Origin of the sequence: Methylobacterium indicum (assembly GCF_001043895.1) — a bacterium.
GTDB lineage: Bacteria > Pseudomonadota > Alphaproteobacteria > Rhizobiales > Beijerinckiaceae > Methylobacterium > Methylobacterium indicum.
The window spans coordinates 1-23490 of record NZ_JTHF01000229.1; the positions used below are offsets into that span (position 1 = coordinate 1).

Here is a 23490-nt window from a genome sequence, read left to right on the forward strand (position 1 = left end):
GGCCAGCCAGGAGGGGACGGGGCGGGAGGAAACAGGTCTGGACGGGACCGGCACGATGCTGTGCCTCGCGGTCTCCGATACCGGAATGGGGATGGAGGCGGACACCCTCGCCCGCGCGCAGGAGCCGTTCTTCACCACCAAGGGCGTGGGCAAGGGGACCGGGCTCGGCCTGTCGATGGTGCACGGCCTGGCGGCCCAGTCGCACGGCCGCCTGGTGCTGCGCAGCCGGCCGGGCGCGGGCACCACCGCGGAGATCTGGCTGCCGGTGGCGGCGCAGGCCGCCGCCGAGCCGCCGCTGCGTCCCGCCGCCGAGTCCCACGCCCTGCCGTCCCAGGTGGTCCTCGTCGTCGACGACGATCCCCTGGTGCTCGAGAACAGCGCCGCGATGCTGGAGGATCTCGGGCATCGGGTGATCGAGGCCCGGTCCGGCCACGAGGCCCTGGCGCTGATGCGACGCGCCCGCACCCTCGATCTGGTGCTGACCGACCACGCCATGCCGGAGATGACCGGCATCGAGCTCGCCGCGCGGATCCTCGCCGAACGGCCAGCCCTCAAGGTGATCCTCGCCACCGGCTACGCCGATTTCGGCCCCGGAGAGGGCACCGACCTGCCGCGGCTCGCCAAGCCCTACGACCAGGCGGCTTTGGCCCGGATGATCGAGACGGTGGTGCGCGGCGCGGGCCCGGGGCTGGGCGACGACACGGTCGTGCCGTTCCCCAAGAGCGCGTGAGGGCGACGGCGCCCGGCAGGCCGTTGCCCGCCGCGGCGCCGCTTCTCCGGAGCCTCACGCCGCCGGCAGCTTCCGGGCCTTCGCGTCGCGCAGGAGTGCCAGCCCCTCCGGTCCGAGATCGAGGGCGAGACGCAGGATCTCGTCGGCATAGGCCTGGGGCGTGGTGCCGGCCTGCTTGGCGGCGCGGGAGAGGCGCAGGCCCAGCCCGCCCTCCACCGGGATCGAGGTGCCGCGGGGCGCCGGCTCCGCGGGCGGGGCAGCGGGCGCCGGAGCCGCCGCCGGCATCACCGCGGGCGTTCTGGCCGGCGCGATGTCGGCCCGCGGCGGCAGCCCGAGAGCCTGCCGACGTCCTTGCGCCGCCAGCCGGTCGGCGCGCTCGTTGCCGGCCTCGCCGGAATGTCCCTTCACCCAGACCCAGCGCACGTCGCGCCGCGCCGCCAGTTCGTCGAGGCGCTGCATCAGCTCGACGTTCTTCACCGGGCCGGTGGTGGTGCGCCAGCCCTTGAGCTTCCAGCCGCGGATCCACTCGGTGACCGACTTCACCACGTACTGGCTGTCGCACCGCATCTCGATCGCGGCGCCCTCGGGAAAATGCTCCAGCGCCCGGATCGCCGCGGTCAGCTCCATGCGGTTGTTGGTGCTCTGCGTCTCGCCTCCGCACAGCTCGATCGGGCCGTCCGGCGCCTGGATCACCACGCCCCAGCCGCCCGGGCCGGGATTGGGATCGCAGCCGCCATCGGCATAAACGATGGTTCGCATGGTGTTTCGCTCAAACTCACGACGGAACGCGGCCGCGCCCCGGCGCCCGCACGAGGCACCGCGGGCTGCCGGCCGCCCGGGCAGTGTCGGCCCGGAATGGTGAACAAATACCCAGCCGGCCCCCGGCGCAACCCGGCCCGAGGTTCCCTGGCATGCGGCTTGCGGAGGGCGGTGGCTGCGCGATGATAAGACGGCATCCTGCCGCAAGGATGCCGCACTCGATCCATCGCGCGTCCCCCGGCCGCCCAGCGAGAGACACGCCCCATGCCCGTCGAGCCCGCCGACGCCGTCGAGGAGAGACTGCCGGCGGCCCGCCTCGTACCGCTGGCGCTGCAACACGTCCTCGTCATGTATGCCGGCGCGGTCGCGGTACCGCTGATCGTCGGCCGCGCGCTCGGGCTCCCCTCCGAAGACGTCGCCTTCCTGATCAGCGCCGATCTCTTCGCCTGCGGCCTCGCCACCCTGATCCAGTCGGCGGGGTTCCCGGGCGTCGGGATCCGCCTGCCGGTGATGATGGGCGTGACCTTCGCGTCGGTCGGGCCGATGCTGTCGATGGCGGCGACCCCGGGAGTCGGGCTGCTCGGCATCTACGGCTCGGTCATCGCCGCCGGCCTGTTCGGCTTTCTGGTGGCGCCCTACGTCAGCCGCCTCCTGCCGCTGTTTCCGCCGGTCGTCACCGGCACGATCATCCTGGTCATCGGCATCTCGCTGATGCGGGTCGGCATCAACTGGGCCGGAGGCGGACAGCCGACGATCACGAGAATCGTCGACGGCATGCCGGCCACGGTCCCGAACCCGGCCTACGCCCAGCCCGGCGGCCTCGGCATCGCCTTCGTGGTGCTGCTGACGATCCTCGCGCTCATCCGCTGGGGCCGGGGCTTCCTCGCCAACGTCGCGGTGCTGGCCGGCATCGTCGCCGGCTCGGTGCTGGCGGCCTGCCTCGGGCTCATGCACGTCGAGAAGGTCGCGGCGGCAGCCTGGTTCGCCCCCGTGCTGCCGTTCCATTTCGGCTGGCCGCAGTTCCACCTCGTGCCGGTCGCCACGATGTGCGTCGTGATGATCGTGGTGATGATCGAATCGACCGGCATGTTCCTGGCGCTCGGCGAGATCACCGGCCGGCCGGTATCCCGGGCCGACCTCGCCCGCGGCCTGCGGGCCGACGGGCTCGGCACGCTGGTGGGCGGTGTGTTCAACACCTTCCCGTACACGTCGTTCTCGCAGAATGTCGGCCTCGTCGGAGTCACGGGGGTGCGCTCGCGCTTCGTCACCGTGGCGGGCGGGGTCGTCATGCTGGCCCTCGGCCTGCTGCCCAAGATGGCCGCCCTCGTCGAGGCGGTGCCCCAGGTGGTGCTCGGCGGCGCCGGCCTCGTGATGTTCGGCATGGTGGCGGCCACCGGCGCCCGCATCCTGACCGCGGTCGATTTTCGGGGCCGGCCGAAGAACCAGTTCGTGGTGGCGGTCGCGGTCGGCTTCGGCCTGATCCCCCTCGTGGCGCCGACCTTCTTCCGCAACCTGCCGCACGCGCTGCACCCGCTGCTCGAATCGGGCATCCTGCTGGCATCGATCGCCGCGGTCCTGCTCAACGCCTTCTTCAACGGCGTCGGCAGCGCCGAGCGGGCGGGCCGGGAGGCCTCCGCGGCGGCCGCCGCCGTCGAGCACGTCTGATTCGAGAGAGGGAACCATGACCCTGCTGCACAAGACCTACGGCAAGGGCCGGGTGCGGGTGATGCGCGTCCACCGCGACGGCGACCGGCACGCGGTACGCGAACTGACCGTGACGGCGATGCTGACCGGGGCGTTCGACCGTACCTTCACGGCGGCCGACAACAGCGCCACCGTCTCGACCGACACGATCAAGAACGTCGTCTACATCGTCGCCCGCGAGAGCCCGGCGCTCTCGTCGGAGGCGTTCTGCCGCGCGGTGGCGCAGCGGCTCCTCGACAGCTACCCGCAGATGGAGACTGCCACCGTCACTGGTCACGAGACCCGCTGGAACCGCCTCGCGGTCGATGGCGCGGCCCATCCCCACGCCTTCACCCTTGACGGCAACGGCCAGCCCTTCGCCCGGGTCGTCCTGTCGCGCGACGGCGCGACGGTGGAATCGGGCCTTGCCGGCTTCACCTTCCTGAAGAGCACGGAATCGGGCTGGGCCAACTACGTGAAGGACCCCTACACCACGATCCCGGAGACCCACGACCGCATCGCCGCCACCAGCATGGAGGCGTCCTGGGCCTGGACCGCCGAGCCCACCGACTACGAGGCCGCCAACGCCCGCATCCTCGACGCGCTGCTCCGGGTCTTTGCCGGCAGCTACAGCCACAGCCTGCAGGACAGCCTCTACCGCATGGGCACGGCCGCCCTGGCGGCGGTGCCGGAGATCGCGACGATCACGCTCGCCTGCCCGAACAAGCACTACCTGCTGGCGAACCTCTCGCCCTTCGGCCTCGACAACCCGAACCAGGTCTTCGTCGCGACCGACGAGCCGCACGGCCAGATCGAGTGTACGGTGGGGCGGTGAACCGGAGGGTCGGCCGACCCGTCCCTCAATGCCGGGTCGGGTTCGTCCCCACGGTCTCGGCGGTGAGCCAGTCGACCACCTCCGCCAGCGCCTCCCGGGGCGGCAGGCCGCGCCCTTGTGCCTCCGTGAAGAGGGCGAGCTGGCGGTCGGCGCTGGTGCCGCGGGCGACGATCCAGCGGGCGAGGTCGAGTTCCGCCGCGCAGCCGAGCGCCCGGGCATCCTCGGCGACGAGGGCGAGCGTCTCGGCGAGCACGGTCGCCACCGGCCGCGCCGTCCGGGTCGCCTCGCAGACGAAGCTGCCGTGGATGCCGTAGCGCTGGGCCCGCCAGCAATTCTCCGCCGCGATCGCCTGCGAGGCGCCGGTGAGGTCGCGGTGGAGGGCGGGATTCCGGGCGAGGTGGCGGATCAGGCAGCGGTAGAGCGCCGCGATGGCGAGGGCGTCGTCGAGGCGGGTGCAGCTGTCGGCGATGCGCAGGTCGAGGCCGGGGCCGGTCGGCGCGGGGCAGACCACCCACCAGACGTGGCGCGGGCTGTCGATGGCGCCCGCTGCCACCACCGTATCGAGGTAGCGGGCGTAGTCGTCCTCGTCGCTAAAGAGCGGCGGCAACCCGCTGCGGGGCAGTTCCCGCGCGGCGGCCAGCCGGTAGCCGAGGAGCCCGGTGCGCTGCGCCTGCCAGAAGGGCGAGGAGGTCGACAGGGCCAGCAGCAGCGGCAGGTAGGGCTGCACCCGGTTCATCAGGTCGATCCGCGAGACGCCGTCGGGCACTCCGACCCCGACGCTGAGGCCGCAGACCACGGTGCGGCTGCCGACCATCTGGAGGTCGCGCAGCACCCGGCCGCCCGCGGCCTGGTCGCGCGGACGCACCCGGCTCCACAGCGCGAGGGGGTGGGTGCCCGACGCCATCAGGGCGAGGCCGCGGGCGGAGGCGAGCGCTCCGAGATTGCCGCGAAGGTCGGCGAGCGCCCGGCGCGCCTCGGCGAGGTCGGCGACCGGCGCGATCGCCCAGACCAGCTGCGGCTCCATCAGTTCGGTGCGCACCAGCGGGGAGGCGGTCCGGCAGGCGGCGAGGAAGTCGCGGGTGCGGGCCCGGGCGGCGTCGCGCTTGGCCGCATCGTTGATGAACACCTCCTCCTCGAGGCAGACGTCGAATTCCGCTCGCATCAGCAGGATCTCCGGCAATCGCAGGCCGCGTCGCGCCGACGGCCGAGGAGCCGCGAATCGGCCTCGGCCGCGGGGGCGGCTCCGTTATCAGGGTGTGGACGGCAGCGCGAGTCCGGGCCCGGCGCCGCGGGACGGGCGGATCAGGCCCTCGGCCGGCCGTCGCCGAGCACGGCCTGGACCAGGGCGAGCACCGCCACGGCGGCGGTGTCGGCGCGCAGGATCCGCGGGCCGAGGGAGAGGCGGACGGTGTTCCGGCGGTCTCCGATCAGGGTGCGCTCCTCGGGCGTGAACCCCCCCTCGGGTCCGATCACAACGGCGAGCGGCAAAGGGTCGTTCCCGGGGCCGTGCCCGGGTCCTCCGTGCATCGCGGCGGCCTGCCGCAACGCCGCGACGGGATCGGCGACCGGCGCGTCCTCGTCGCAGAACACCAGCAGGCGCTCGGGCGCGAGGCCGGCCACGGCCTCGGCCAGCGGCGCGGCGTCGCGGATCTCCGGCAGGGCCAGGATGCCGCATTGCTCGGCGGCCTCGATGGCGTTGGCGTGCAGCTTGTCGAGCTTGATCCGGTCTCCCTGCGTGCGCCGCGTCACCACCGGCTGGATCAGGCTCGCGCCCATCTCTACCGCCTTCTGGGCGACGTAGTCGAGGCGCGCCGCCTTGAGCGGGGCGAACAGGTAGTGCAGGTCGCCCGGCGGGGTCTGTGGCCGGGTCTGCGCCGTCAGCACCAGGTCCGCCGCCTTGCGGCCGGTGGGCGCGATCTCGGCCCGCCACTCGCCGTCGCGCCCGTTGAACACCAGCACGGGCTCGCCCGCCGCGCGCCGCAGCACCGAGAGCAGGTAGTTCGCCTGCGCCCGGTCGAGGGTGTGCCGGGTGCCTTCCCGCATCGGGATGTCGAGGAAGAGCCGGGGAGCGTTGAATTCGTAGGCCGCCATGGGCCCCGTGCTCGCCGAGGCGGGGGCCGGCTGTCAATCGCCCGGCCTGTGGCAGCACCGCAACAGGCGTCCGCAACCGGACGGTGCGCCGGAACGAACCGGGCTTTGCCGCATGAAGGCGCCACAATCCTGTGCAGAAACCTGTTCGAGGCCGGGAGCGGCAGGGATTTCTTACGTATGCCCGAGGCGCGGCACGGCCGGACCGGCGAACGACGTCCGGCGGCGATCCCGGAAAGCCGGGGCCTCGGAGCGAGATTTTTTGAGGGGGTGGAGATGACCTGCATGCGTGTGACCGTGGCGGCGATGGCCGGAAGCCTGCTCGGCGCGACGCTGCTCGGCGGGGCGGCCCTCGCCCAGGGTGCCGATTGCTCGTCGATCCAGAAGACCCTGACCGAGCGCAAGGATATCGTCGGCAAGGTCAACGCCGCCTCGCAGGGCAAGAAGGCGAAGATCACCGCGGCGGCGGCCTGCACCCTCTTCACCAAGCTCCAGGCCAACGGCACCGAGGGCCTGAAGTGGATCAGCGCCAACAAGGACTGGTGCTCGATCCCCGATTCCTTCGTCGAGGGCTTCAAGGCCGATCATGGCCGGGTCTCGACCCTGAAGACCAAGGTCTGTCAGGCGGCCGTGCAGCAGGCGGCGATGGAGAAGAAGGCCCGCGCGATGGCGGCCCAGCAGCAGCAGGGCGGGGGCGGGGGCGGTCTCCTCGGCGGTCCCGGCCTGACCGGCAGCTTCCGGGTGCCGCAGGGCGCGCTGTGACGTCCCCTCACCGACCGGTGCGGCGCCCGTCGGCATGACGACCGCCCCCGATCGTCCCGTCGCCGATGCGGTGACGGGGCACTGGGTCGACCGGCACGCCCCCGAGGCCGTGCGCCCCTACCTGCGCCTCGCCCGCATCGAGCGGCCGATCGGCTGGTGGCTCCTGCTGCTGCCGTGCTGGTGGTCGGCGGCGCTCGCCGCTATCGCGACCGGGCGGCCCGGCCCGAGCCTGTGGCACCTCGCCCTTTTTCTCGTCGGCGCCGTCGCCATGCGGGGCGCGGGCTCGACCTACAACGACATCGCCGACCGCGACCTCGACGCCCGCGTCGAGCGCACCCGCCTGCGGCCGCTGCCCTCGGGGCGGATCCGCGTGCGCCACGCCCTGATCTTCCTGGCGGTGCAGGCCCTCGTCGGTCTCGCGGTGCTGCTGCAGTTCAACAAGACGGCGATCCTCGTCGGCTTCGCCTCGCTGGCGCCGGTCGCGATCTACCCGTTCATGAAGCGGGTGATGCCGGTGCCGCAGGCGGTGCTCGGCCTCGCCTTCGCGTGGGGCGCGCTGATGGGCTGGGTCGCCCTCGTCGGGCGCCTCGAGACCCCGGCCTACTGGCTCTATGCCGGCGCGATCGCCTGGGTGATCGGCTACGATACGATCTACGCGGTGCAGGACATCGAGGACGACGAGATCGCCGGCATCAAATCCTCGGCCCGCTTCTTCGGCGCCTGGGTGCGGCTCGCCGTGGCGGGCTGCTTCCTCGCCTGCGTCCTGTGCATCGGCCTCGCCCTGTCCGGGGCCGGGGCCGGTCCGATCGGGCTTGCCGGGCTCGCGCTCTTCGCCGGCCACCTCGCCTGGCAGGTCGGGCGGCTCGATCCGCGCGACGGCGCCGAGGCCCTGCGGCTGTTTCGCTCGAACCGCGATGCGGGTCTGATCCTGTTCTGCGGCCTCACCCTCGACGCGATCTGGCAAGGGCTGATGTAGCGCATCCTGCGACGCGGCGGCTCAGAGGCTGCCGCCGTCGGTCATCAGGGCCTCGTCGCGGTAGACCAGGGGGCGCAGCGGCAGCCGGGCGGTCTTGCGGCGGGTGAGAAAGCGCGGCCGGCGGTGGGCGAGCAGGCCGTGCCGACGGCGGATGCGCACCGCGCCGAGCTTCAGGCGACCGACCTGCTGACCCATCGCCGAGACGGCGCCGTCCTCCTGGATCACCACCATCGGCAGGCCGGTCTCGGCGCCGAGGCGGCGCCACACCGACACCACCTCGTCGTCGCCGTAGAGGCCGAGCCGCATCACCGGATCGCCGTCGCGGTCGAGCAGCATGACGGCGAAGCGGTCCTCGCCGGCGGCGTCGCTCGCATCCCCGTCGAGGCACAGGGCCAGGCTGCCGGCGACCGAACCGCCGGGAACGCCGCCGACGATCGGCAGGGCCGACGGCTCGGCCTGGACCGGGCCGCGGTGGATGACCGGGAGATCGACGTCGCGACGGGCGGCCTGGCTGCCGGAGGAGCGACGGTTCGAAGAGGGGAATCTGGTGACCATGGTTCTGCTCGACGCCCTGTCCGCGTGAGGCGGCGACCTCTGTCGTGTCGTCCGCCGTTGAGAGGAGATTGCACCCCCGCCGGCTCAAAACGCCTTAAAAGGCAGCGTTAAGCGATGGTTGTCGCGGACCGGATGCGTCGAATGCTCAATAGATCCTTGTTTCGACGCGATTCATTTATCGTTCACTCCTTGCGCAAGGGTGAGCGATGCTCGCCGGCGCCCGGAACGACGGTGCGGCGTCCCTGCGCCCGACCGCGAGCAGCGGCGTCCTTGTGGCGCCCGGTGGCGGCGCCTACAACGGTGGGACCGACGCCCGCCCCCGCTCCGCGGGGAAGCCGGGCGCTCCCCTCGAACCCTCGCGGCCGACCATGACTCTCCCCGACGACGCGCGCGCGATCCTGCCCGAGGGGCTCCTGCCCAAGGGATTGCGGCCCGACGAGGTCCTGCCCAAGGTCCGGGCGATCATCCACGAGGCCGCGCTTCTGGCGCTGCCGTTCTTTCGTCAGGGCGAGCGCACGACCGCCCGGGTCTGGAACAAGTCCGGCGGCTCGCCGGTGACGGAAGCCGACGTCACCGTGGACGCCTTCCTGAAGGTGCGCCTGAGCGAACTCCTGCCCGGTGCGGCCTGGCTCTCGGAGGAGACCCGGGACGATCCGGTGCGCCTCGCCCACGACCTCGTCTGGATCGTCGACCCGATCGACGGGACCCGCGCCTTCCTGTCGGGCGATCCCGATTGGTCGATCGCCGTGGCGCTGCTCGCCCATGGCGAGCCGGTCCTCGGCCACGTCGCCGCGCCGGTCACCGCCACCCTGTACGAGGCCGTGGCCGGGCAGGGGGCGACGAAGGACGGCGTACCGATCCGGGTCTCCGCCCAGGCCGGCGTGGCCGGCGCCCGGGTCACCGGGCCGAAGCCGATGGCCGACCGGATCGAGCGCCGGCTCGGCCTCGGCGAGACCCCCGGGGCACTGGTACGCCTGCCCCGCATCCCCTCCCTCGCCCTGCGGCTGGTGCGGGTGGCCGAGGGGCTGGTCGATGTCGGGCTGGTCTCGTCGGACGCCCGCGACTGGGACCTCGCCGGCGCCGACCTGATCCTGCGCGAGGCCGGGGGCGCCGTGGTCGGCCTCGACGGGCGGCCCCCGGTCTACAACCGGCGCGAGCCGATCCACGGCGAGCTGATCGCGGTGCCCGAGGCATTGCGGGCCGAGGTGCTGGCGGGTTTGGGCTGAGGCCGGAGGCCGGGCACTGCCCGGCCGGCGGACGGACCAGCCGATCGGCCCGAATCGGTGAGTCTCGCCGAGGGTTTCGAGACCGGGTGCACCGGCCGGGTCTCCCCACCGCCCGATCCGGAGACCACTCGTCAGGTCGGGGCTCGCCGCGGCGGCAGGCCGTCTCGCACGTCTCCGCCGAGCAGCCGGCCACGGCGATCATATGCGACAGGCGTCTAGCGCGACTCGCGCTTCTCCAGCGCCGTCTTCACCTGCTTCAGCTGGTCGAACACCGCGCTCGGCGTGGTGCCGAAGAAGGTGAAGCCCGCGTTGATCGCCCAGTAGCAGCACAGCACGATCACCGGCACCAAAATCCAGGCCAGGATCTCCTCGCCGATCTTGCGGCGGCGCCGGCGCTGGCGGCGACGCTCGCGCCGCGTCACCTTGGGAGAGGGCGGGGTCACCGTCGCGGCCGGGGCGAGGGGGCCCTCGTTGAGTTCTCCGCTCATGGGAACCGTCTCACGTTTCCTGGCGCGGGCGCGGAGCCCGCGGCGTCACTGGCCCCGAGAACCGCCCGGGAAGCGGCCAGGGCCTCAAATGAACATCCCGGCGGGGAGGCCCCGCCGGGATGCGTGCGTCTCTGGGTCAGCCTCATACACGGGAGGCGGGTCGGGATCGAGGGGGGACGCCCCTCGATCCCGCGCCGGTCAGGCCCGCACCAGCGGCACCTTCGGCACCGTGCGGATGCCGCCGCCGCCGTCGCCCGAACCGCCGTCCTTCGGCTTCTTCGAGGCGGCGCGGGGGCGCCGCGGCTTCTTGGCCGGGCTCTTGCCCGCCTTCTTGGTCGCGTCCGTCACGTCCTTTTCAGGGCGCGGCATCACCGGGCCGGCCGGGAAGACGAAGCCGAGGCTCGGCTTCTCGCCGTCGGGCCGCTTGACGATCACCCGGACGGCGCCGCCGTCCTTGAGCTTGCCGAACAGCACCTCGTCCGCGAGCGGGGTCTTGATGGTCGACTGGATCAGGCGGGCCATCGGGCGGGCGCCCATGGCCTCGTCGTAGCCGTTCTCCACCAGCCAGTCCCGCGCCTCGTCGGACAGCTCGATCGTGACGTTGCGGTCGGCGAGCTGGGCCTCGAGCTGGAGCACGAACTTGTCGACGACCTTGGCCACGACGGTCTTCGGCAGGTGGCCGAAGGACACGGTCGCGTCGAGGCGGTTGCGGAATTCCGGGGCGAACAGGCGGTTGATCGCCTCCTGGTCGTCGCCGGTGCGCTTGTTCTGGGTGAACCCGAACGCCGCCTTGGCGAGGTCGGCCGCGCCCGCATTCGTCGTCATGATGATGATGACGTTGCGGAAATCGACCTGCTTGCCGTTGTGGTCGGTGAGCTTGCCGTGGTCCATCACCTGCAACAAGATGTTGAACAGGTCCGGGTGGGCCTTCTCGATCTCGTCGAGCAGCAGCACGCAATGCGGATGCTGGTCGATGCCGTCGGTGAGGAGGCCGCCCTGGTCGAAGCCGACATAGCCCGGAGGGGCGCCGATCAGCCGCGAGACGGTGTGCCGCTCCATGTATTCCGACATGTCGAAGCGCAGCATCTCGACGCCGAGGCTGGAGGCCAACTGCTTGGCGGCTTCGGTCTTGCCGACGCCGGTCGGGCCGGCGAACAGGTAGGCGCCGATCGGCTTGTCGGGATCGCGAAGCCCCGCCCGGGCGAGCTTGATCGAGGCGGTGAGCGCGTCGATGGCCGCATCCTGGCCGTAGACCACCCGCTTCAGGTTGTCGGTGAGGTGGGCGAGCACCTCCGCGTCGTCCTTCGAGACGGTCTTGGGCGGGATGCGGGCCATCGTGGCGATGGTCGCCTCGATCTCCTTCACGCCGATCGTGCGCTTGCGGCGGCCCTCCGGCACCAGCATCTGCGAGGCGCCGGTCTCGTCGATCACGTCGATCGCCTTGTCGGGCAGCTTGCGGTCGTTGATGTAGCGGGCCGACAATTCGACCGCGGCCTTCACGGCCTCGGTCGTGTACTTGAGCTTGTGGAACTCCTCGAAGGACGGGCGCAGGCCCTTGAGGATCTCGATCGCGTCCGGGATCGACGGCTCGTTGACGTCGATCTTCTGGAAGCGGCGCACCAGGGCCCGGTCCTTCTCGAAGTACTGGCGGTACTCCTTGTAGGTGGTCGAGCCGATGCAGCGCAGCGCGCCGGAGGCGAGCGCCGGCTTCAAGAGGTTCGAGGCATCCATCGCGCCGCCCGAAGTCGCACCGGCGCCGATCACCGTGTGGATCTCGTCGATGAACATGATGGCGTTGGGATGCGCCTCGATCTCCTTCATCACCTGCTTGAGGCGCTCCTCGAAGTCGCCGCGGTAGCGGGTGCCGGCGAGCAGCGTGCCCATGTCGAGGGAGAAGACGGTCGCGTCCGCCAGGACCTCCGGCACCTCGTGCTGGATGATTTTGCGGGCGAGGCCTTCCGCGATCGCGGTCTTGCCGACGCCGGGGTCGCCGACGAGCAGCGGGTTGTTCTTCTGCCGCCGGCAGAGAACCTGGATCGTGCGCTGGACCTCGTTCTCGCGGCCGATCAGCGGGTCGATCTTGCCCTCGCGGGCCTTCTTGTTGAGGTTGACGCAGTAGGCGTCGAGCGCGTCGCCCTTCTTCTTCTGGCCGCCGCGCTCGTCCTCGGTACCGCTCGGACGTTCCGTCGGACCCTCCTCGTCGGCGCCGCGCACGGGCTTGCCTTCGGACAGGCCGGGGCGCTTGGCGATGCCGTGGCTGATGTAGTTGACCGCGTCGTAGCGGGTCATGTCCTGCTCTTGCAGGAAGTAGGCGGCGTGGCTCTCGCGCTCGGCGAAGATCGCCACCAGCACGTTGGCGCCGGTGACCTCCTCCCTCCCGGAGGACTGCACGTGGATCACCGCGCGCTGGATCACCCGCTGGAAGCCCGCCGTGGGCTTGGCGTCCTGCCGGCCATCCCCCGTGAGGTTGGCGAGCTCGGTGTCGATGTACTCGACGAGGTTGCGCTTCAGCAGGTCCACGTCGACGTTGCAGGCCCGCATGACGGCGGCCGCATCCTGGTCGTCGACCAGGGCCAGCAGGAGATGCTCGAGCGTGGCGTATTCGTGTCGGCGCTCGCCCGCCAGCGCCAGGGCGCGGTGAAGAGCTTGTTCAAGGCTGCGTGAGAAGCTGGGCAAAGCGGGCCTCTTAGCTGGTGCCTATTTCTTTTCCATGACGCATTGCAGAGGATGTTGGTGTTTCCGCGCAAAGTCCATGACCTGCGTCACCTTGGTCTCGGCGACCTCGTAGGTGAAGATGCCGCACTCGCCGACGCCGTTCTGATGGACGTGCAGCATGATGCGGGTCGCGTCCTCGCGCGACTTGTTGAAGAAGCGCTCGACCACGTGGACCACGAATTCCATCGGGGTGTAGTCGTCGTTGAGAAGCAGCACGCGGTAGAGGTTCGGCCGCTTGGTGCGCGGCTTCGTCCGCGTGATCACGGCGGTTCCCGATCGCCCGTCGCCGTTGCCGGGAGCCCGTGGATTGGCCGCGACCGGCCTGGTGGAGGGTTCTCCCTGCCTCGGGTCCTGAGCCATCTGAATCGTACCGACCTCGCTCTGGCGACCGCGCCAGGACGCGCCGGCCCCCGCGAGACGAGGGCCGCGGACGACCTGCCGGCTGGCAGCCTATCACGTCGGCTGCCGGTGCCGAGCCTAATCTATAGGCCGAGTCGGCGCTTCGCCAGTCGGCTGCGCGCTCTTGTCGTGCAAGGGGCGGCGAAGGGCCGGCGGAGGGGTAAGCGAGGGGCCCCGAACGCGTGCGACCGGCACGGGGTGGCCCGGCCGGTCGCGGTACTCGTTCCGATGTCGCGGGGGCGCGGCCGTCCGGCCAGCGCCTCAGGCGTTACGCGGCCTGCTTGGCCTCGTCCTCGATCTTGTTGAAGCCGTCCTTGGCCACCGCGAAGGCGCGGTCCTGAGCCTTGGTGGCCTGCTCCTGGGCCTTGGCGACCACGCCCTCGAACGGCTTCGCCATCTCCTTGGCGAGGTTCTGGTAGAGCTCGGTCATCTTGGTGCTCTGGGCCACGAGACGCTCGTAGGAGGTCTTCATGTACTCGGTCTGGATCTCGAGCGCCTTGTCGAGCGAGCGCACGCCGGCGAGCTTCTCCAGGGTGGCGGTGCCGAGCTCGAAGGACTGCTTGGCGAAGTCGGTCGCCTCGACGGCGATCGCCTGGCTGGCCTTCGACAGCGAGCCGAAGCTGCGCAGCATCGCGTCCATGCCATCCTTGCCGAGCTTCTGGGCGGCCTCGGCCTGCTGGCCCATATACTGCTGGTTCATGGTGTCGCCAGGCACCCGTCCGGGTGCCCCCTCTCGCGCGGCGGTCGGGCTCGACGGGGCTGCCCGCGCGTCGCGCCCCGCTGACCGTAATATGTGCACTGCACAAAATTCGTCAAGGGTCGTTGTGCGTCGCACAATCGAGACAATTCGAGTCGAATTAACCGGGGCGTAACCGCGCCTCCCTAGCCTGATTGACAGTGATGCCGCCGCGCCACGCCGTCTCGCAGGGCGCCGTCGGTCCAGGGTGCCGCCCTCCGGGATGCGGGCGCCCTCTGCAATCGAACGGGGTATGTGCGTGATGCGTTGCGTTCACGGCCAATCTTCACCCGCGCTGCCGGCCGTGCTCGCCGCCGCGGCGGTGCTGACGGCCCTCACCGCCTCGCCCGCCGAGGCGCGTCGGCGGGCCCATCACGGCGGGGGAGGGGGCTACAATCCGCCCTACGCCGCCATGGTGGTCGACGCCAAGACCGGCCGCGTGATGCACGCGGTCAACGAGGACGCCCTGCGCCATCCGGCCTCGATCACCAAGGTGATGACGCTCTACCTGCTGTTCGAGCAGCTCGAGCGCGGCAAGATGGACCTCGACACGCCGCTGACGGTCTCGGCCAACGCCGCCCGCATGCCGCCCTCGAAGCTCGGGGTGCGCCCGGGCTCGACCGTGACGGTCGAGGAGGCGATCAAGGCGCTCGTCACCAAGTCGGCCAACGACATCGCCTGCGCCATCGGCGAGAACATCGCCGGCTCGGAGCCGGCCTTCGCCGAGATGATGACCCGCAAGGCCCACGCGCTGGGCATGAGCCGCACGCACTACGCCAACGCCTCGGGCCTGCCGGATTCCGACCAGATCACCACCGCCCGCGACCTGACGATCCTGGCGCGTGCGATCCAGGACCGGTTCCCGAAATACTACCGCTATTTCCAGACCCGCTCCTTCGCCTTCAAGGGCCGGGTGATCGGCAACCACAACCACCTGCTCGGCCGCATCGAGGGCGTGGACGGCATCAAGACCGGCTACACCCGCGATTCGGGCTTCAACCTGATGACCTCGGCCCGCACCAGCGACCGCCACATCGTGGCGGTGGTGCTCGGGGGCAAGTCGGTGGCGAGCCGCGACAACATCATGGCGAAGCTCGTCCAGGCCAACCTGCCGGTGGCCTATGCGGGTGCCCGCACCTCGGCGCCGGTGGTCGAGGTGGCCGAGCGGCCGCGTCCCGCGGTCGTCGCCGAGCGTCCCGTCGCGACCCGCACCCTGGTGGCGTCGGCCGACGAGGACGACGCGGTCGAGACCACCAACTCGACCGGCCAGCCCCTCGACATCGCGCCGCGCGGCGGCGCCACGCCGAAGTGGCGCGCCGGCGCCCCCGGCGCCGTGCCGGCGAGCGCCCAGGCCTATGCCCCTTCGGCCGCGCCCGCCTTCCCGGCGCCCGGCGGCAAGTACGCCTCGCGCCTGCCGACCGCCGAGCCCGGCGAGGCTCGCGCCTCGGCCCCGGCCCCGCGCGAGGCCGCGGCACCCGCGGCCAAGCCCGTCACGGTCTCGCCCTGGGTGATCCAGCTCGGCGCCATGGACGACGAGGGCAAGGCGAAGTCGATGCTCGCGGATGCGCGCCAGCGCGGCGGCGGCGCGCTCGCCAAGGCCGCCCCCTTCACCGAGCGCGTGACCCATGGCGGCACCACGCTGTTCCGCGCCCGGTTCTCCGGCTTCTCGGAGGCGGAGGCCGCGCAGGACGCCTGCAAGGCGCTCAAGCGCAACGGCTTCACCTGCTTCGCGACCCGGAGCTAAGCAGATTTCGCCGAAGTGGACACCGGTTCGGCGGCAAAAATCTACGACATGACAAGAAACTAAGCGGACGAAGCGTTGGACTGCCGACGCAAGTCTGCTGAGAGATTGGGATTTCCCGCCAGGGAAGATCTTTCCAGAACAGGACGTAACACGGGCCCCCTCTCCCGAATGGGAGAGGGGCCGGTCGATCGAAGATCACGCGTGAGGGTGACACGGTTCAGCGTGAAACGTTGAGCGTCGTGCCGGCTGCGTGACCATCGAGCTTTACATGGATGCGTAGCACCCTGTCCCATACGGGAGAGGGGACCCTGCGCTAGATTCGTCACGACTTGAGAACAATGCCCCCGCCGCGGCGCGTTCTTGCCGCGGCTCCGTCGACACGCGCGTGGAGTATCAGCGATGTCGGTTGAGCAGAAAGTCCTTGGCCGCGTTGACGCGGGCCGCCAGGTAGTCGGACCCGCCCTGGTCCGGGTGAAGCCGCTTCATCAAGGTTCGATGCGCCCGGCGCACGTCCTCGAGGGGCGCCCCGCGCTGAAGCCCCAGGATCTGATAGGCCTCCTCCTCCGTCATCGGCCCTGGCTGCGCCGCACCGCCCGGCCGCGGGTCTCGGTCAGCCTCAGCGTCTACGCGCCAACCGGCAAACCGGCGGTCCAGATAAGCCTCTAGCAGGCGGGCGCCCTCCGGGTCGCTCGCGCGGCACTCCGAGAGGAGGGCGACGAGTCGCGGCTGCGCCAGCCCGTCGAGGGCCTGGCCCGCGAGAGGGCCGGCCAGCACCGTGCCGCGCATGGCGCCGCTCGCATGGTCGAGCTCCATCTCCAGCAGGGCGGAGCGGACCCGCGACACGGCATCCGCGCGCGGGGAGGCGCCACCGAACCGGCCCAGGCCCATCCGGCCGAGGCCGAAGGGCAGGGCCGCGCCCTGGCGCCAGCCGAGCAGCCAGGCGCCGCCGAGGCCGAGCGCGCCCGCCATGTCGAAGCGCCCGCGCAGAAACAGGAGGGCCGCCGCCGCCAGCGCCAGCCAGCCGCCGGCCTGGCGGATCACCCGCGCGATCGTCGAGGGGTTCGCCGTCGCGTAGTGGCGGCCGAGCCACCACAGGCCGACGAGGACCAGGACACCGAGGCCGAGGGCGATCATCCGGTCACCATCACCTTCGTCTCGAGATTCATGGAAGGACCGTCCCTACCCGCCGGTCATCCCGGCGAGGAGCCGGCGCGCCGCCGCATCCTCTTGCGCGGCGAGGCGCAATCCGTCGAGTCCCCGGGTGGCGAAGATGGCCGCGGCGCGGAGCAGCGCGGCGAGCACGCCGGGGGCGCCCGCATCGAACCGGGCGAAGGCCCCGCCGCTCAGGCGCGCGATCTCGGAAAAGACCGCGGCGGCCTCGGGGTCGGGGCCCTCGTGGAAGCAGAAGGCCGGCAGGCCGAGCAACCCGAGTTCGCCCGCGACGGCGCAGAGATCGTCGGGATCCTCTTCCACCGCATCGCCGACCAGCACCAGGGCCTTGACCGGCTCGCGGCCGGCGAGGTTGCGGGCGTGGCGCAGCACCCGGCCGATCTGGGTGTGACCGCCCTGGCAGGACACGCCCTGCATCAGGCCGGTGAGCGCCCGGGCATCGGCGACGAAGCGGGAGGCCCGGCACTCGGACAGGCCACGAAAATAGACGAGCTGCACCGCCAGCCCGCCGAGCCGGGCGGTGGCTTCGAACATCCCGGCCTGGACCGCGCAGGCGAGGTCCCAGGTCGGCTGGCGGCTCATCGTCGCGTCGAGGGCGAAGACGAGCCGCGGCGCGTCGCCGGCCGGCGCGGCGACCTGCCGGGCGGTTTCCAGGAAGGCGTCGATCGCGGCCGACCGCGCGCCGTCGAGGTCGCGGCCGGACCCGCCCACGGCGCTCAGTGCCGCCGGATGGTGGAGGCGGTCAGCGCATGGACCGAGAAGAGCCCGTCCTCGTCGGTCCAGACGCGGGCATGCTCCCAGCCGGCCCGGCGGGCGAGCGCCCGGAAGCCCGGCACCGTGTACTTGTAGCTGTTCTCGGTGTGGATCGTCTCGCCGGAGGCGAAGTGGAACGGCACGCCCGCCACGGTGACGAGCTGGCTGCGCCGGCTCACCAGATGCATCTCGATCCGCCCGAGATTCTCGTCGAAGAAGGCATGGTGCGCGAAGGCGTCGAGGTCGAAATCCGCACCCAGCTCGCGGTTGATCCGGGTGAGGAGGTTGAGGTTGAACGCCGCCGTGACCTGGGCCTCGTCGTCGTAGGCGGCATCCAGCACCGCCTTCTCCTTGACGAGGTCGATGCCGACGATGAGCGTCGCGCCGGCCCCGAGCGTGCGGGCGAAGCTGCCGAGCAGGCCCGCCGCGGCATCGGGCTCGAAGTTGCCGATCGTGGAGCCCGGGAAGAATCCGGCCTTCGGCGCCTCGGCGAGGTCGTCGGGCAGGGGGAACGGCCTGGTGAAGTCCGCCGCCACCGGCTCGATCCGCAGGCGCGGGAAGTCGCGGCCGAGTTCTTCGGCCTCGCTGCGCAGGAATTCTTCCGAGACGTCCACCGGCACGTAGGCCGAGAGGTCGGCGAGGTGGGGCAGCAGGCGGCGCACCTTGGTGGTGGAGCCGCTGCCGAACTCGACCAGCGCGGCGCCCGGCGGCAGGCCGGCGGCGATCTCGGGACCGTACCGGTCGAGGATCGCGAGTTCGGTGCGGGTCGGGTAGTATTCCGGCAGGCGGGTGATCGCCTCGAACAGCTCCGAACCGCGCCGGTCGTAGAAATACTTCGCCGAGAGGTGCTTGTGCGGTGCGCTGAGGCCCGCCAGCACGTCACGCAGGAAACCCTTGTCGGTGGCGTCGGCGAGGGGAGCGCTCGGCGCGAGGTGGGGAAGCGGGGCGTTCACGGGCGTCAAACTCCGAAGTTCGGGCGGGCCTCCCGGGGGAGGCCCGTGTCGAGGCGGATCCGGATCGGGGTGAATCCGGCCGCGCCTCACGCACCGTCCTGAGATAGACGCAGGCCGGTGAACTGCCAGCGCTGGTGGGGATAGAAGAAGTTCCGGTAGGTCGGCCGGCTGTGGCCCTCCGGCGTCGCCACCGAGGCCCCGCGCAGGACGAACTGGCTGACCATGAACTTGCCGTTGTACTCGCCGAGCGCGCCCGGCAGCGGCCGGTAGCCCGGATAGGCGGAATAGGCGCTGCGGGTCCATTGCCAGACATGGCCGAAGGCGGCGTCGAGCGAGCCGCTGGCAGCCTCCCACTCGGCCTCCGTCGGCAGGTCGCGCCCGGCCCAGCGGGCATAGGCGTCGGCCTCGTAGTAGCTGACATGGGTCACCGGCAGGGCCGGATCGACGGGCTTGAGGCCGGCGAGCGTCATGCTCGACCACACGCCGTCGCGTCGGCGCCAGTAGCCCGGCGCCTCCCAGCCCTCGCTCTGCACGGCGACGAAGCCGTCCGAGAGCCACAGCTCGGCCTTGGCGTAGCCGCCGTCCTGCATGAATTCGAGCCACTCGCCGTTGGTGACGAGGGCACGCGAGAGACCGACCGGACGCAGCAGCACGTCGTGGCGCGGCTCCTCGTTGTCGAAATGGAAGCCCTCGCCCGTATGACCCATCTGCGTCACGCCGCCCTCGAGCGAGACCGTGCCGGCACGCTGCGACAGGGCCGGCCAGCGCCACGATTCGTCGTAGGCCGGCAGAAGCGGGTTCTGCGCGAAGGCGTGCAGGATGTCGGTGAGCATCAGCTCCTGGTGCTGCTGCTCGTGATGGAGGCCGATCTCCAGGGTGGCGACGATCTCGGCGAGCGTCGCCGGGGGGGCCTCGGCGATCAGGGTCGCGACGGCGCGGTCGACATGGGCGCGGTAGGCCGCGACCTCGTCGCAGGTCGGCCGGGTGACGAGGCCGCGGCTGATCCGCGGCGCGCGCGGACCCGCCTGCACGTAGTAGGAGTTGAACAGGTAGAAGAAGCGCTCGTCGAAGACCGTGTAGCCCGGCACCATCGGCTGGAGCAGGAACTGCTCGAAGAACCAGGTCGTGTGGGCGCGGTGCCACTTGGTCGGGCTCGCATCCGCCATCGACTGGATCTGCTGGTCCTCCGGCGAGAGCGGGGCGGCGCGGCGCTCGGTCTCGTCTCGGACGTGGCGGAAGGCCGCGATCCAGGCCTCGCGATCGATCGGCCGGGCACTGGCGGGCGGCGGGGGGAACGCGGGACGCGTGCCAGGAACCTTCTCGGTGACCTGCGCGGTCGCTGCCATCGAAACTTCCTTCAAGCGTAGACGAATTGCCCACGTTCAACGCGGGACCGGGGAACTCGTTTCTCCGGCGCGGCGTTACCGCGCAGCTTGTGGGGTGCGGGCGAAGCGGAGCCTTTTTGCCGCCGCAGTGACCAAGCCTTAACGATCGCGCCGGACTCTCGCCGGCAATTCCTCCTCTGCCTCTCGGTCACACCCCCATGCGGTTCGATCTGATGGCCGGCACGGCTGCGGCGCCCCTGGCGCCCTTCACCCGCGCGCCGGTGGTCCTCGTCTTCGATTCCGGCCTCGGCGGCCTCACGGTGCTGGCCGAGGTGCGGCGCGCCCGGCCCGACGCCCGGCTGGTCTACGCCGCCGACGACGCCGCCTTTCCGTATGGCGCCCTGCCCGAGGACGTGGTCCTGTCCCGCGTGCTCGCCGTGATGGAGCGGCTGATCGCGCTCCACGCCCCGGACCTCGTGGTGATCGCCTGCAACACCATGACCACCCTGGTGCTGCCGGCCTTGCGCGGGCGGTTCGCGGTGCCGTTCGTCGGCACCGTGCCGGCGATCAAGCCCGCCGCGACCGCGACCCGGTCGGGCCTCGTCAGCGTACTGGCGACCCCCGGCACGGTGCGGCGGGAATACACCCGCGACCTGATCGAGACCTATGCGGGGACCTGCGCGGTGACGCTGGTCGGCGCGACCGGCCTTGCCGCCCTCGCGGAGGCGGAGCTGTCGGGCCTGCCGGTCGCCGACGCGGACGTCCTCGCCGAGATCGCCCCCTGCTTCGTCGAGACGCCGGCGGGGCGGACCGACGTGGTGGTGCTGGGCTGCACGCATTATCCGCTGCTGCTCGCCCGCTACGAGCGCATCGCCCCCTGGCCGGTGACCTGGATCGACCCCGCTCCGGCGGTGGCCCGGCGCATGGTGCAGCTCCTCGGCCAGCCGATCCGCGACGAGATCCCGGGGCCGATCCTCGCCACCTTCACCAGCGGCGCCCGGCTCACCCCGGCCCTGCGCGCGGCCCTGGGCGAGCGCGGCATCGCCGACGTCGCCCTCGAGGCGATGCCGCTCGTGCTGCAGTGAGACGAGCCGGGTGAGCCTGCGGCAGGCGGCATGGGTCGCGGGCGGCGCCGGCCTCGCGCTCCTCGCTCTCTACGGCGCCGTGGTGGCGGCGTTCTGGTGGTTCCAGCGTAGCCTGCTCTATCCAGGCCAGGGCGGTCCGGTGCCGGTGACCGGGGCGCGGCTGCCGCCGGAGGCCGAGACGGTTGCGGTCGCGACCCCGGACGGGGAGCGCCTGCGCGCCTTGTGGCTGCCCCCGGCGCCCGGGGGAGGGGTGGTGGTCACCTGCCACGGCAACGCCTCGCTGCCGGAATGGCACGCCGAGCGCTTCATGGCGGGGGCCTGGCGCCGCCACGGCTGGGGCGTGATGGCGCCGGCCTATCGGGGTTATCCGGGCTCGACCGGACGTCCGAGCGAGGCCGGACTGATCGCCGACGGCCTCGCGGCCCTCGCCGAGGCGCGACGGCGCGCGCCCGGGGCGCCGGTGCTGCTGCACGGCCACTCCCTCGGCGCGGCGGTCGCGGTGGCGGTGGCGGCCCGGGCTGGTGCAGGGGGCGTGCTCGGCCTCTATCTCGAGGCGCCGTTCGATTCGATGACCGCGATGGCCCGCCACCATTTCCGCCTCCTGCCGGCCGGCCTGCTCGCCGACACCTGGCACTCGGACCGGGCGATCGCCGCGGTCGCCGTCCCGATCCTGATCGTCCACGGCGACGCCGACCCGGTGATCCCGGAGAAGTACGGCGCGCGCCTCGCCCGGATCGCGGGCGCCGAGTTCGTGGCGCTGCCGGGCGACCACGTCTCGATCCTCGGCCTGCGCGACGGCGAGGCCGAAGCGCGGTTTCGACCGCGCCTTTGAGGGCAGAGTGCGGTTCCGACCGCGCCTGTGAGGGAGGAGCGCGGTTCCGGCCCCCGCGGGGGAATCGACAGAACTCTCCGAGGGTTGACCCCGGACGCTTCGTCGCCTAAGAGCCCCTGGTTCGCGGGGCTCCGGTTTGGGGCCCCGCGGCATTTTGCGCACCCGCGAGCGGCTCGTCACGGCCGCTCTGTCGCCCCGGCTTACGGGGGGAGGAGGGCGCGTTCCTCTCTTAACGTGATGCAGATTCAAGAGGACACGCGATGTCGAAACGCGTTCAGGCGAAGCACAAGCTCGATCGCCGTATGGGCCAGAACATCTGGGGCCGCCCGAAGAGCCCCGTGAACCGCCGCGAGTACGGCCCGGGCCAGCACGGCCAGCGCCGCAAGGGCAAGATGTCCGACTTCGGCACGCAGCTGCGCGCCAAGCAGAAGCTCAAGGGCTACTACGGCAACATCACCGAGAAGCAGTTCCGCCGTTACTACGCAGAGGCGATCCGCCTGCGTGGCGACTCGGGCGAGAACCTGGTCGGCCTGCTCGAGCGCCGTCTCGACGCGGTGGTCTACCGCTCGAAGTTCGTGGCGACCCCGTTCGCCGCCCGCCAGTTCGTGAACCACGGCCACATCCGGGTGAACGGCGTCCGCGTCAACATCCCGAGCTACCTCGTGAAGCCGGACGACGTGATCGAGATCAAGGAGTCGTCCAAGCAGCTCGAGATCGTCCTCGTGGCGAGCCAGCTCGCCGAGCGCGACGTTCCCGACTACATCGAGGTCGACCACGGCAAGATGACCGCGCGCATGACCCGCGTGCCGACCCTGTCCGAGGTCCCGTACCCGGTGCAGATGGAGCCGAACCTGGTCATCGAGTTCTACTCGCGCTGATCGCGCGACGTCAGGAACCGAGATGTCGGAAAGCCGCCCGCGAGGGCGGCTTTTCTCGTTGTGCGCCTACCGCTCCGGCACCAGCCGTCCGGCGAAGGTCAGGCAGAGGCACAAAGCCCCGAGGATGAACTCCCATCGGCGGATGTCGCCGCCGATCGAGGCCACCACGGCCTGTCCGATCAGGACGATCCCGATCAGGGGCGGTACCACCGTGAGGAGGAGGCGCAGGATCCTGCGCCAGCCGGGGATCCCGTGTTGCGATGTCCCGTGTCCCGTCATGGCCGGCGCGGCGCCTCGTGTTCCGGTATGCGGGGAGCGATGTCCACGCCACCCTGGGCCTGCCGCGCGAGGGGCGTCGCCCGGCATGAACCCGCCGGGAGGTGGCGCGCACCGCCCGGCGGTCAAGGCGCCTTCCGGAACGCGGAGCGTCCCCGCGTCACGCGGCGCCCGGCTGCGGGCCGTCGTAGCCCTCGATCACGATGAGGTCGATCTCGGCGCCGCCCTCCTGCTTGGCGCGGGCGGCCTGATACTCGGGCGAGTTCCAGCAGGCCAGCGCCTGATCGTAGCTCGGGAATTCGATCACGACGTTGCGGGCCCGGCTCGAGCCGCTCACCGCCTCGAAGGTGCCGCCGCGGACGAGGAAGCGCCCGCCGAACTTGGCGAAGGCGGCGCCGTTGGCCGCGACGTAGTTCTTGTAGGCCTCGGGGTTCGAGACGTCGACGCGGCCGACCCAGTATCCCTTCGCCATGGGGCTCCTCCCTTGTTGTCGCCTGAATTCTAGAGAGCGTCACGATCGCG

The 23490-nt window shown here is 71.5% G+C and carries 23 protein-coding genes and 1 pseudogene; 10 read left to right on the top strand and 14 right to left on the bottom strand.

What is annotated here, in order from left to right; genetic code table 11:
• Window positions 1–730: response regulator (locus QR78_RS24440; protein ID WP_125940049.1), on the top strand; the 730-nt coding region annotated here is incomplete at its 5' end.
• Window positions 731–784: 54 nt separating this feature from the next.
• Here the strand turns inward: QR78_RS24440 and rnhA are convergent.
• Window positions 785–1489 (bottom strand): ribonuclease HI, encoded by a 705-nt coding sequence (gene rnhA, locus QR78_RS24445; protein ID WP_048430198.1) that lies wholly within the window; start codon window positions 1487–1489, stop codon window positions 785–787.
• Window positions 1490–1753: 264 nt separating this feature from the next.
• On the opposite strand from rnhA, the gene QR78_RS24450 reads away from it, so the two are divergent.
• Window positions 1754–3154 carry a nucleobase:cation symporter-2 family protein gene (locus QR78_RS24450; protein WP_048430199.1) on the top strand — a complete coding sequence of 467 codons (1401 nt, stop codon included), beginning with the start codon at window positions 1754–1756 and terminating at the stop codon, window positions 3152–3154.
• Window positions 3155–3170: 16 nt separating this feature from the next.
• Entirely contained in the window at window positions 3171–4007 is an 837-nt protein-coding gene (pucL, locus tag QR78_RS24455) for a factor-independent urate hydroxylase (RefSeq protein ID WP_048430200.1), read from the top strand.
• 25 nt (window positions 4008–4032) lie between these two features.
• On the opposite strand, the gene QR78_RS24460 is transcribed toward pucL, so the two are convergent.
• Window positions 4033–5169, bottom strand: coding sequence for a YbdK family carboxylate-amine ligase (locus QR78_RS24460; protein ID WP_048430213.1), 1137 nt, complete (start codon window positions 5167–5169; stop codon window positions 4033–4035).
• A 140-nt stretch (window positions 5170–5309) separates the two neighbouring features.
• A complete protein-coding gene (locus QR78_RS24465; protein ID WP_048430201.1) occupies window positions 5310–6098 on the bottom strand; it encodes a 16S rRNA (uracil(1498)-N(3))-methyltransferase in 789 nt (262 codons plus the stop codon).
• Window positions 6099–6401: 303 nt separating this feature from the next.
• Between QR78_RS24465 and QR78_RS24470 the strand changes: the two genes are divergently transcribed.
• Complete coding sequence (locus tag QR78_RS24470; protein ID WP_425284164.1) at window positions 6402–6857, top strand: hypothetical protein; 456 nt, start codon at window positions 6402–6404, stop codon at window positions 6855–6857.
• Between the two features lie 34 nt (window positions 6858–6891).
• Complete coding sequence (gene ubiA, locus QR78_RS24475; protein ID WP_048430202.1) at window positions 6892–7833, top strand: 4-hydroxybenzoate octaprenyltransferase; 942 nt, start codon at window positions 6892–6894, stop codon at window positions 7831–7833.
• A gap of 21 nt (window positions 7834–7854) precedes the next feature.
• Here the strand turns inward: ubiA and QR78_RS24480 are convergent, their stop codons facing one another.
• Window positions 7855–8388 carry a DUF6101 family protein gene (locus QR78_RS24480; RefSeq protein ID WP_053221064.1) on the bottom strand — a complete coding sequence of 178 codons (534 nt, stop codon included), beginning with the start codon at window positions 8386–8388 and terminating at the stop codon, window positions 7855–7857.
• Window positions 8389–8756: 368 nt separating this feature from the next.
• Here QR78_RS24480 and QR78_RS24485 point away from each other — a divergent pair, with 368 nt between their 5' ends.
• Entirely contained in the window at window positions 8757–9614 is an 858-nt protein-coding gene (locus QR78_RS24485; RefSeq protein ID WP_082171851.1) for a 3'(2'),5'-bisphosphate nucleotidase CysQ, read from the top strand.
• A 215-nt stretch (window positions 9615–9829) separates the two neighbouring features.
• Here the strand turns inward: QR78_RS24485 and QR78_RS24490 are convergent, their stop codons facing one another.
• The 4 genes and pseudogenes from QR78_RS24490 to QR78_RS24505 all read right to left on the bottom strand — a co-directional run.
• Complete coding sequence (locus tag QR78_RS24490) at window positions 9830–10102, bottom strand: hypothetical protein (protein WP_048430203.1); 273 nt, start codon at window positions 10100–10102, stop codon at window positions 9830–9832.
• A 198-nt stretch (window positions 10103–10300) separates the two neighbouring features.
• Window positions 10301–12778 carry an ATP-dependent Clp protease ATP-binding subunit ClpA gene (gene clpA / locus QR78_RS24495; protein ID WP_048430204.1) on the bottom strand — a complete coding sequence of 826 codons (2478 nt, stop codon included), beginning with the start codon at window positions 12776–12778 and terminating at the stop codon, window positions 10301–10303.
• 21 nt (window positions 12779–12799) lie between these two features.
• Window positions 12800–13177 carry an ATP-dependent Clp protease adapter ClpS gene (clpS, locus tag QR78_RS24500; protein WP_048430205.1) on the bottom strand — a complete coding sequence of 126 codons (378 nt, stop codon included), beginning with the start codon at window positions 13175–13177 and terminating at the stop codon, window positions 12800–12802.
• 397 nt (window positions 13178–13574) lie between these two features.
• Window positions 13575–13901, bottom strand: a pseudogene (locus QR78_RS24505) (phasin family protein); the annotation flags it as partial.
• Between the two features lie 313 nt (window positions 13902–14214).
• Here QR78_RS24505 and QR78_RS24510 point away from each other — a divergent pair.
• Window positions 14215–15696, top strand: coding sequence for a D-alanyl-D-alanine carboxypeptidase (locus tag QR78_RS24510; protein ID WP_048430218.1), 1482 nt, complete (start codon window positions 14215–14217; stop codon window positions 15694–15696).
• 393 nt (window positions 15697–16089) lie between these two features.
• Here QR78_RS24510 and QR78_RS24515 read toward each other — a convergent pair whose 3' ends face one another.
• From QR78_RS24515 to egtB, 4 genes are all read right to left on the bottom strand, one after another.
• Window positions 16090–16830 carry a DnaJ domain-containing protein gene (locus QR78_RS24515; protein ID WP_179945835.1) on the bottom strand — a complete coding sequence of 247 codons (741 nt, stop codon included), beginning with the start codon at window positions 16828–16830 and terminating at the stop codon, window positions 16090–16092.
• Window positions 16831–16875: 45 nt separating this feature from the next.
• Entirely contained in the window at window positions 16876–17577 is a 702-nt protein-coding gene (locus QR78_RS24520) for a vWA domain-containing protein (RefSeq protein WP_082171849.1), read from the bottom strand.
• A 5-nt stretch (window positions 17578–17582) separates the two neighbouring features.
• On the bottom strand, window positions 17583–18572 hold the full coding sequence (egtD, locus tag QR78_RS24525) for an L-histidine N(alpha)-methyltransferase (RefSeq protein ID WP_048430207.1): 990 nt from the start codon (window positions 18570–18572) through the stop codon (window positions 17583–17585).
• Between the two features lie 86 nt (window positions 18573–18658).
• Complete coding sequence (gene egtB, locus QR78_RS24530) at window positions 18659–19918, bottom strand: ergothioneine biosynthesis protein EgtB (protein WP_048430208.1); 1260 nt, start codon at window positions 19916–19918, stop codon at window positions 18659–18661.
• 197 nt (window positions 19919–20115) lie between these two features.
• Between egtB and murI the strand changes: the two genes are divergently transcribed.
• The 3 genes from murI (at window position 20116) to rpsD (ending at window position 22692) form a co-directional block, all read left to right on the top strand.
• Window positions 20116–20982 (top strand): glutamate racemase, encoded by an 867-nt coding sequence (gene murI / locus QR78_RS24535; RefSeq protein WP_048430209.1) that lies wholly within the window; start codon window positions 20116–20118, stop codon window positions 20980–20982.
• Between the two features lie 10 nt (window positions 20983–20992).
• Window positions 20993–21814: an alpha/beta hydrolase gene (locus tag QR78_RS24540; RefSeq protein WP_342027903.1), complete on the top strand. Its 822-nt coding sequence runs from the start codon at window positions 20993–20995 to the stop codon at window positions 21812–21814.
• 260 nt (window positions 21815–22074) lie between these two features.
• Window positions 22075–22692: a 30S ribosomal protein S4 gene (rpsD, locus tag QR78_RS24545; RefSeq protein ID WP_048430210.1), complete on the top strand. Its 618-nt coding sequence runs from the start codon at window positions 22075–22077 to the stop codon at window positions 22690–22692.
• A gap of 66 nt (window positions 22693–22758) precedes the next feature.
• Here rpsD and QR78_RS24550 read toward each other — a convergent pair whose 3' ends face one another.
• Entirely contained in the window at window positions 22759–22971 is a 213-nt protein-coding gene (locus QR78_RS24550; RefSeq protein WP_048430211.1) for a hypothetical protein, read from the bottom strand.
• 157 nt (window positions 22972–23128) lie between these two features.
• Window positions 23129–23440, bottom strand: a complete 312-nt coding sequence (locus tag QR78_RS24555) for a DUF1330 domain-containing protein (RefSeq protein WP_048430212.1) — start codon at window positions 23438–23440, stop codon at window positions 23129–23131.
• Between the last annotated feature and the right edge of the window lie 50 nt (window positions 23441–23490).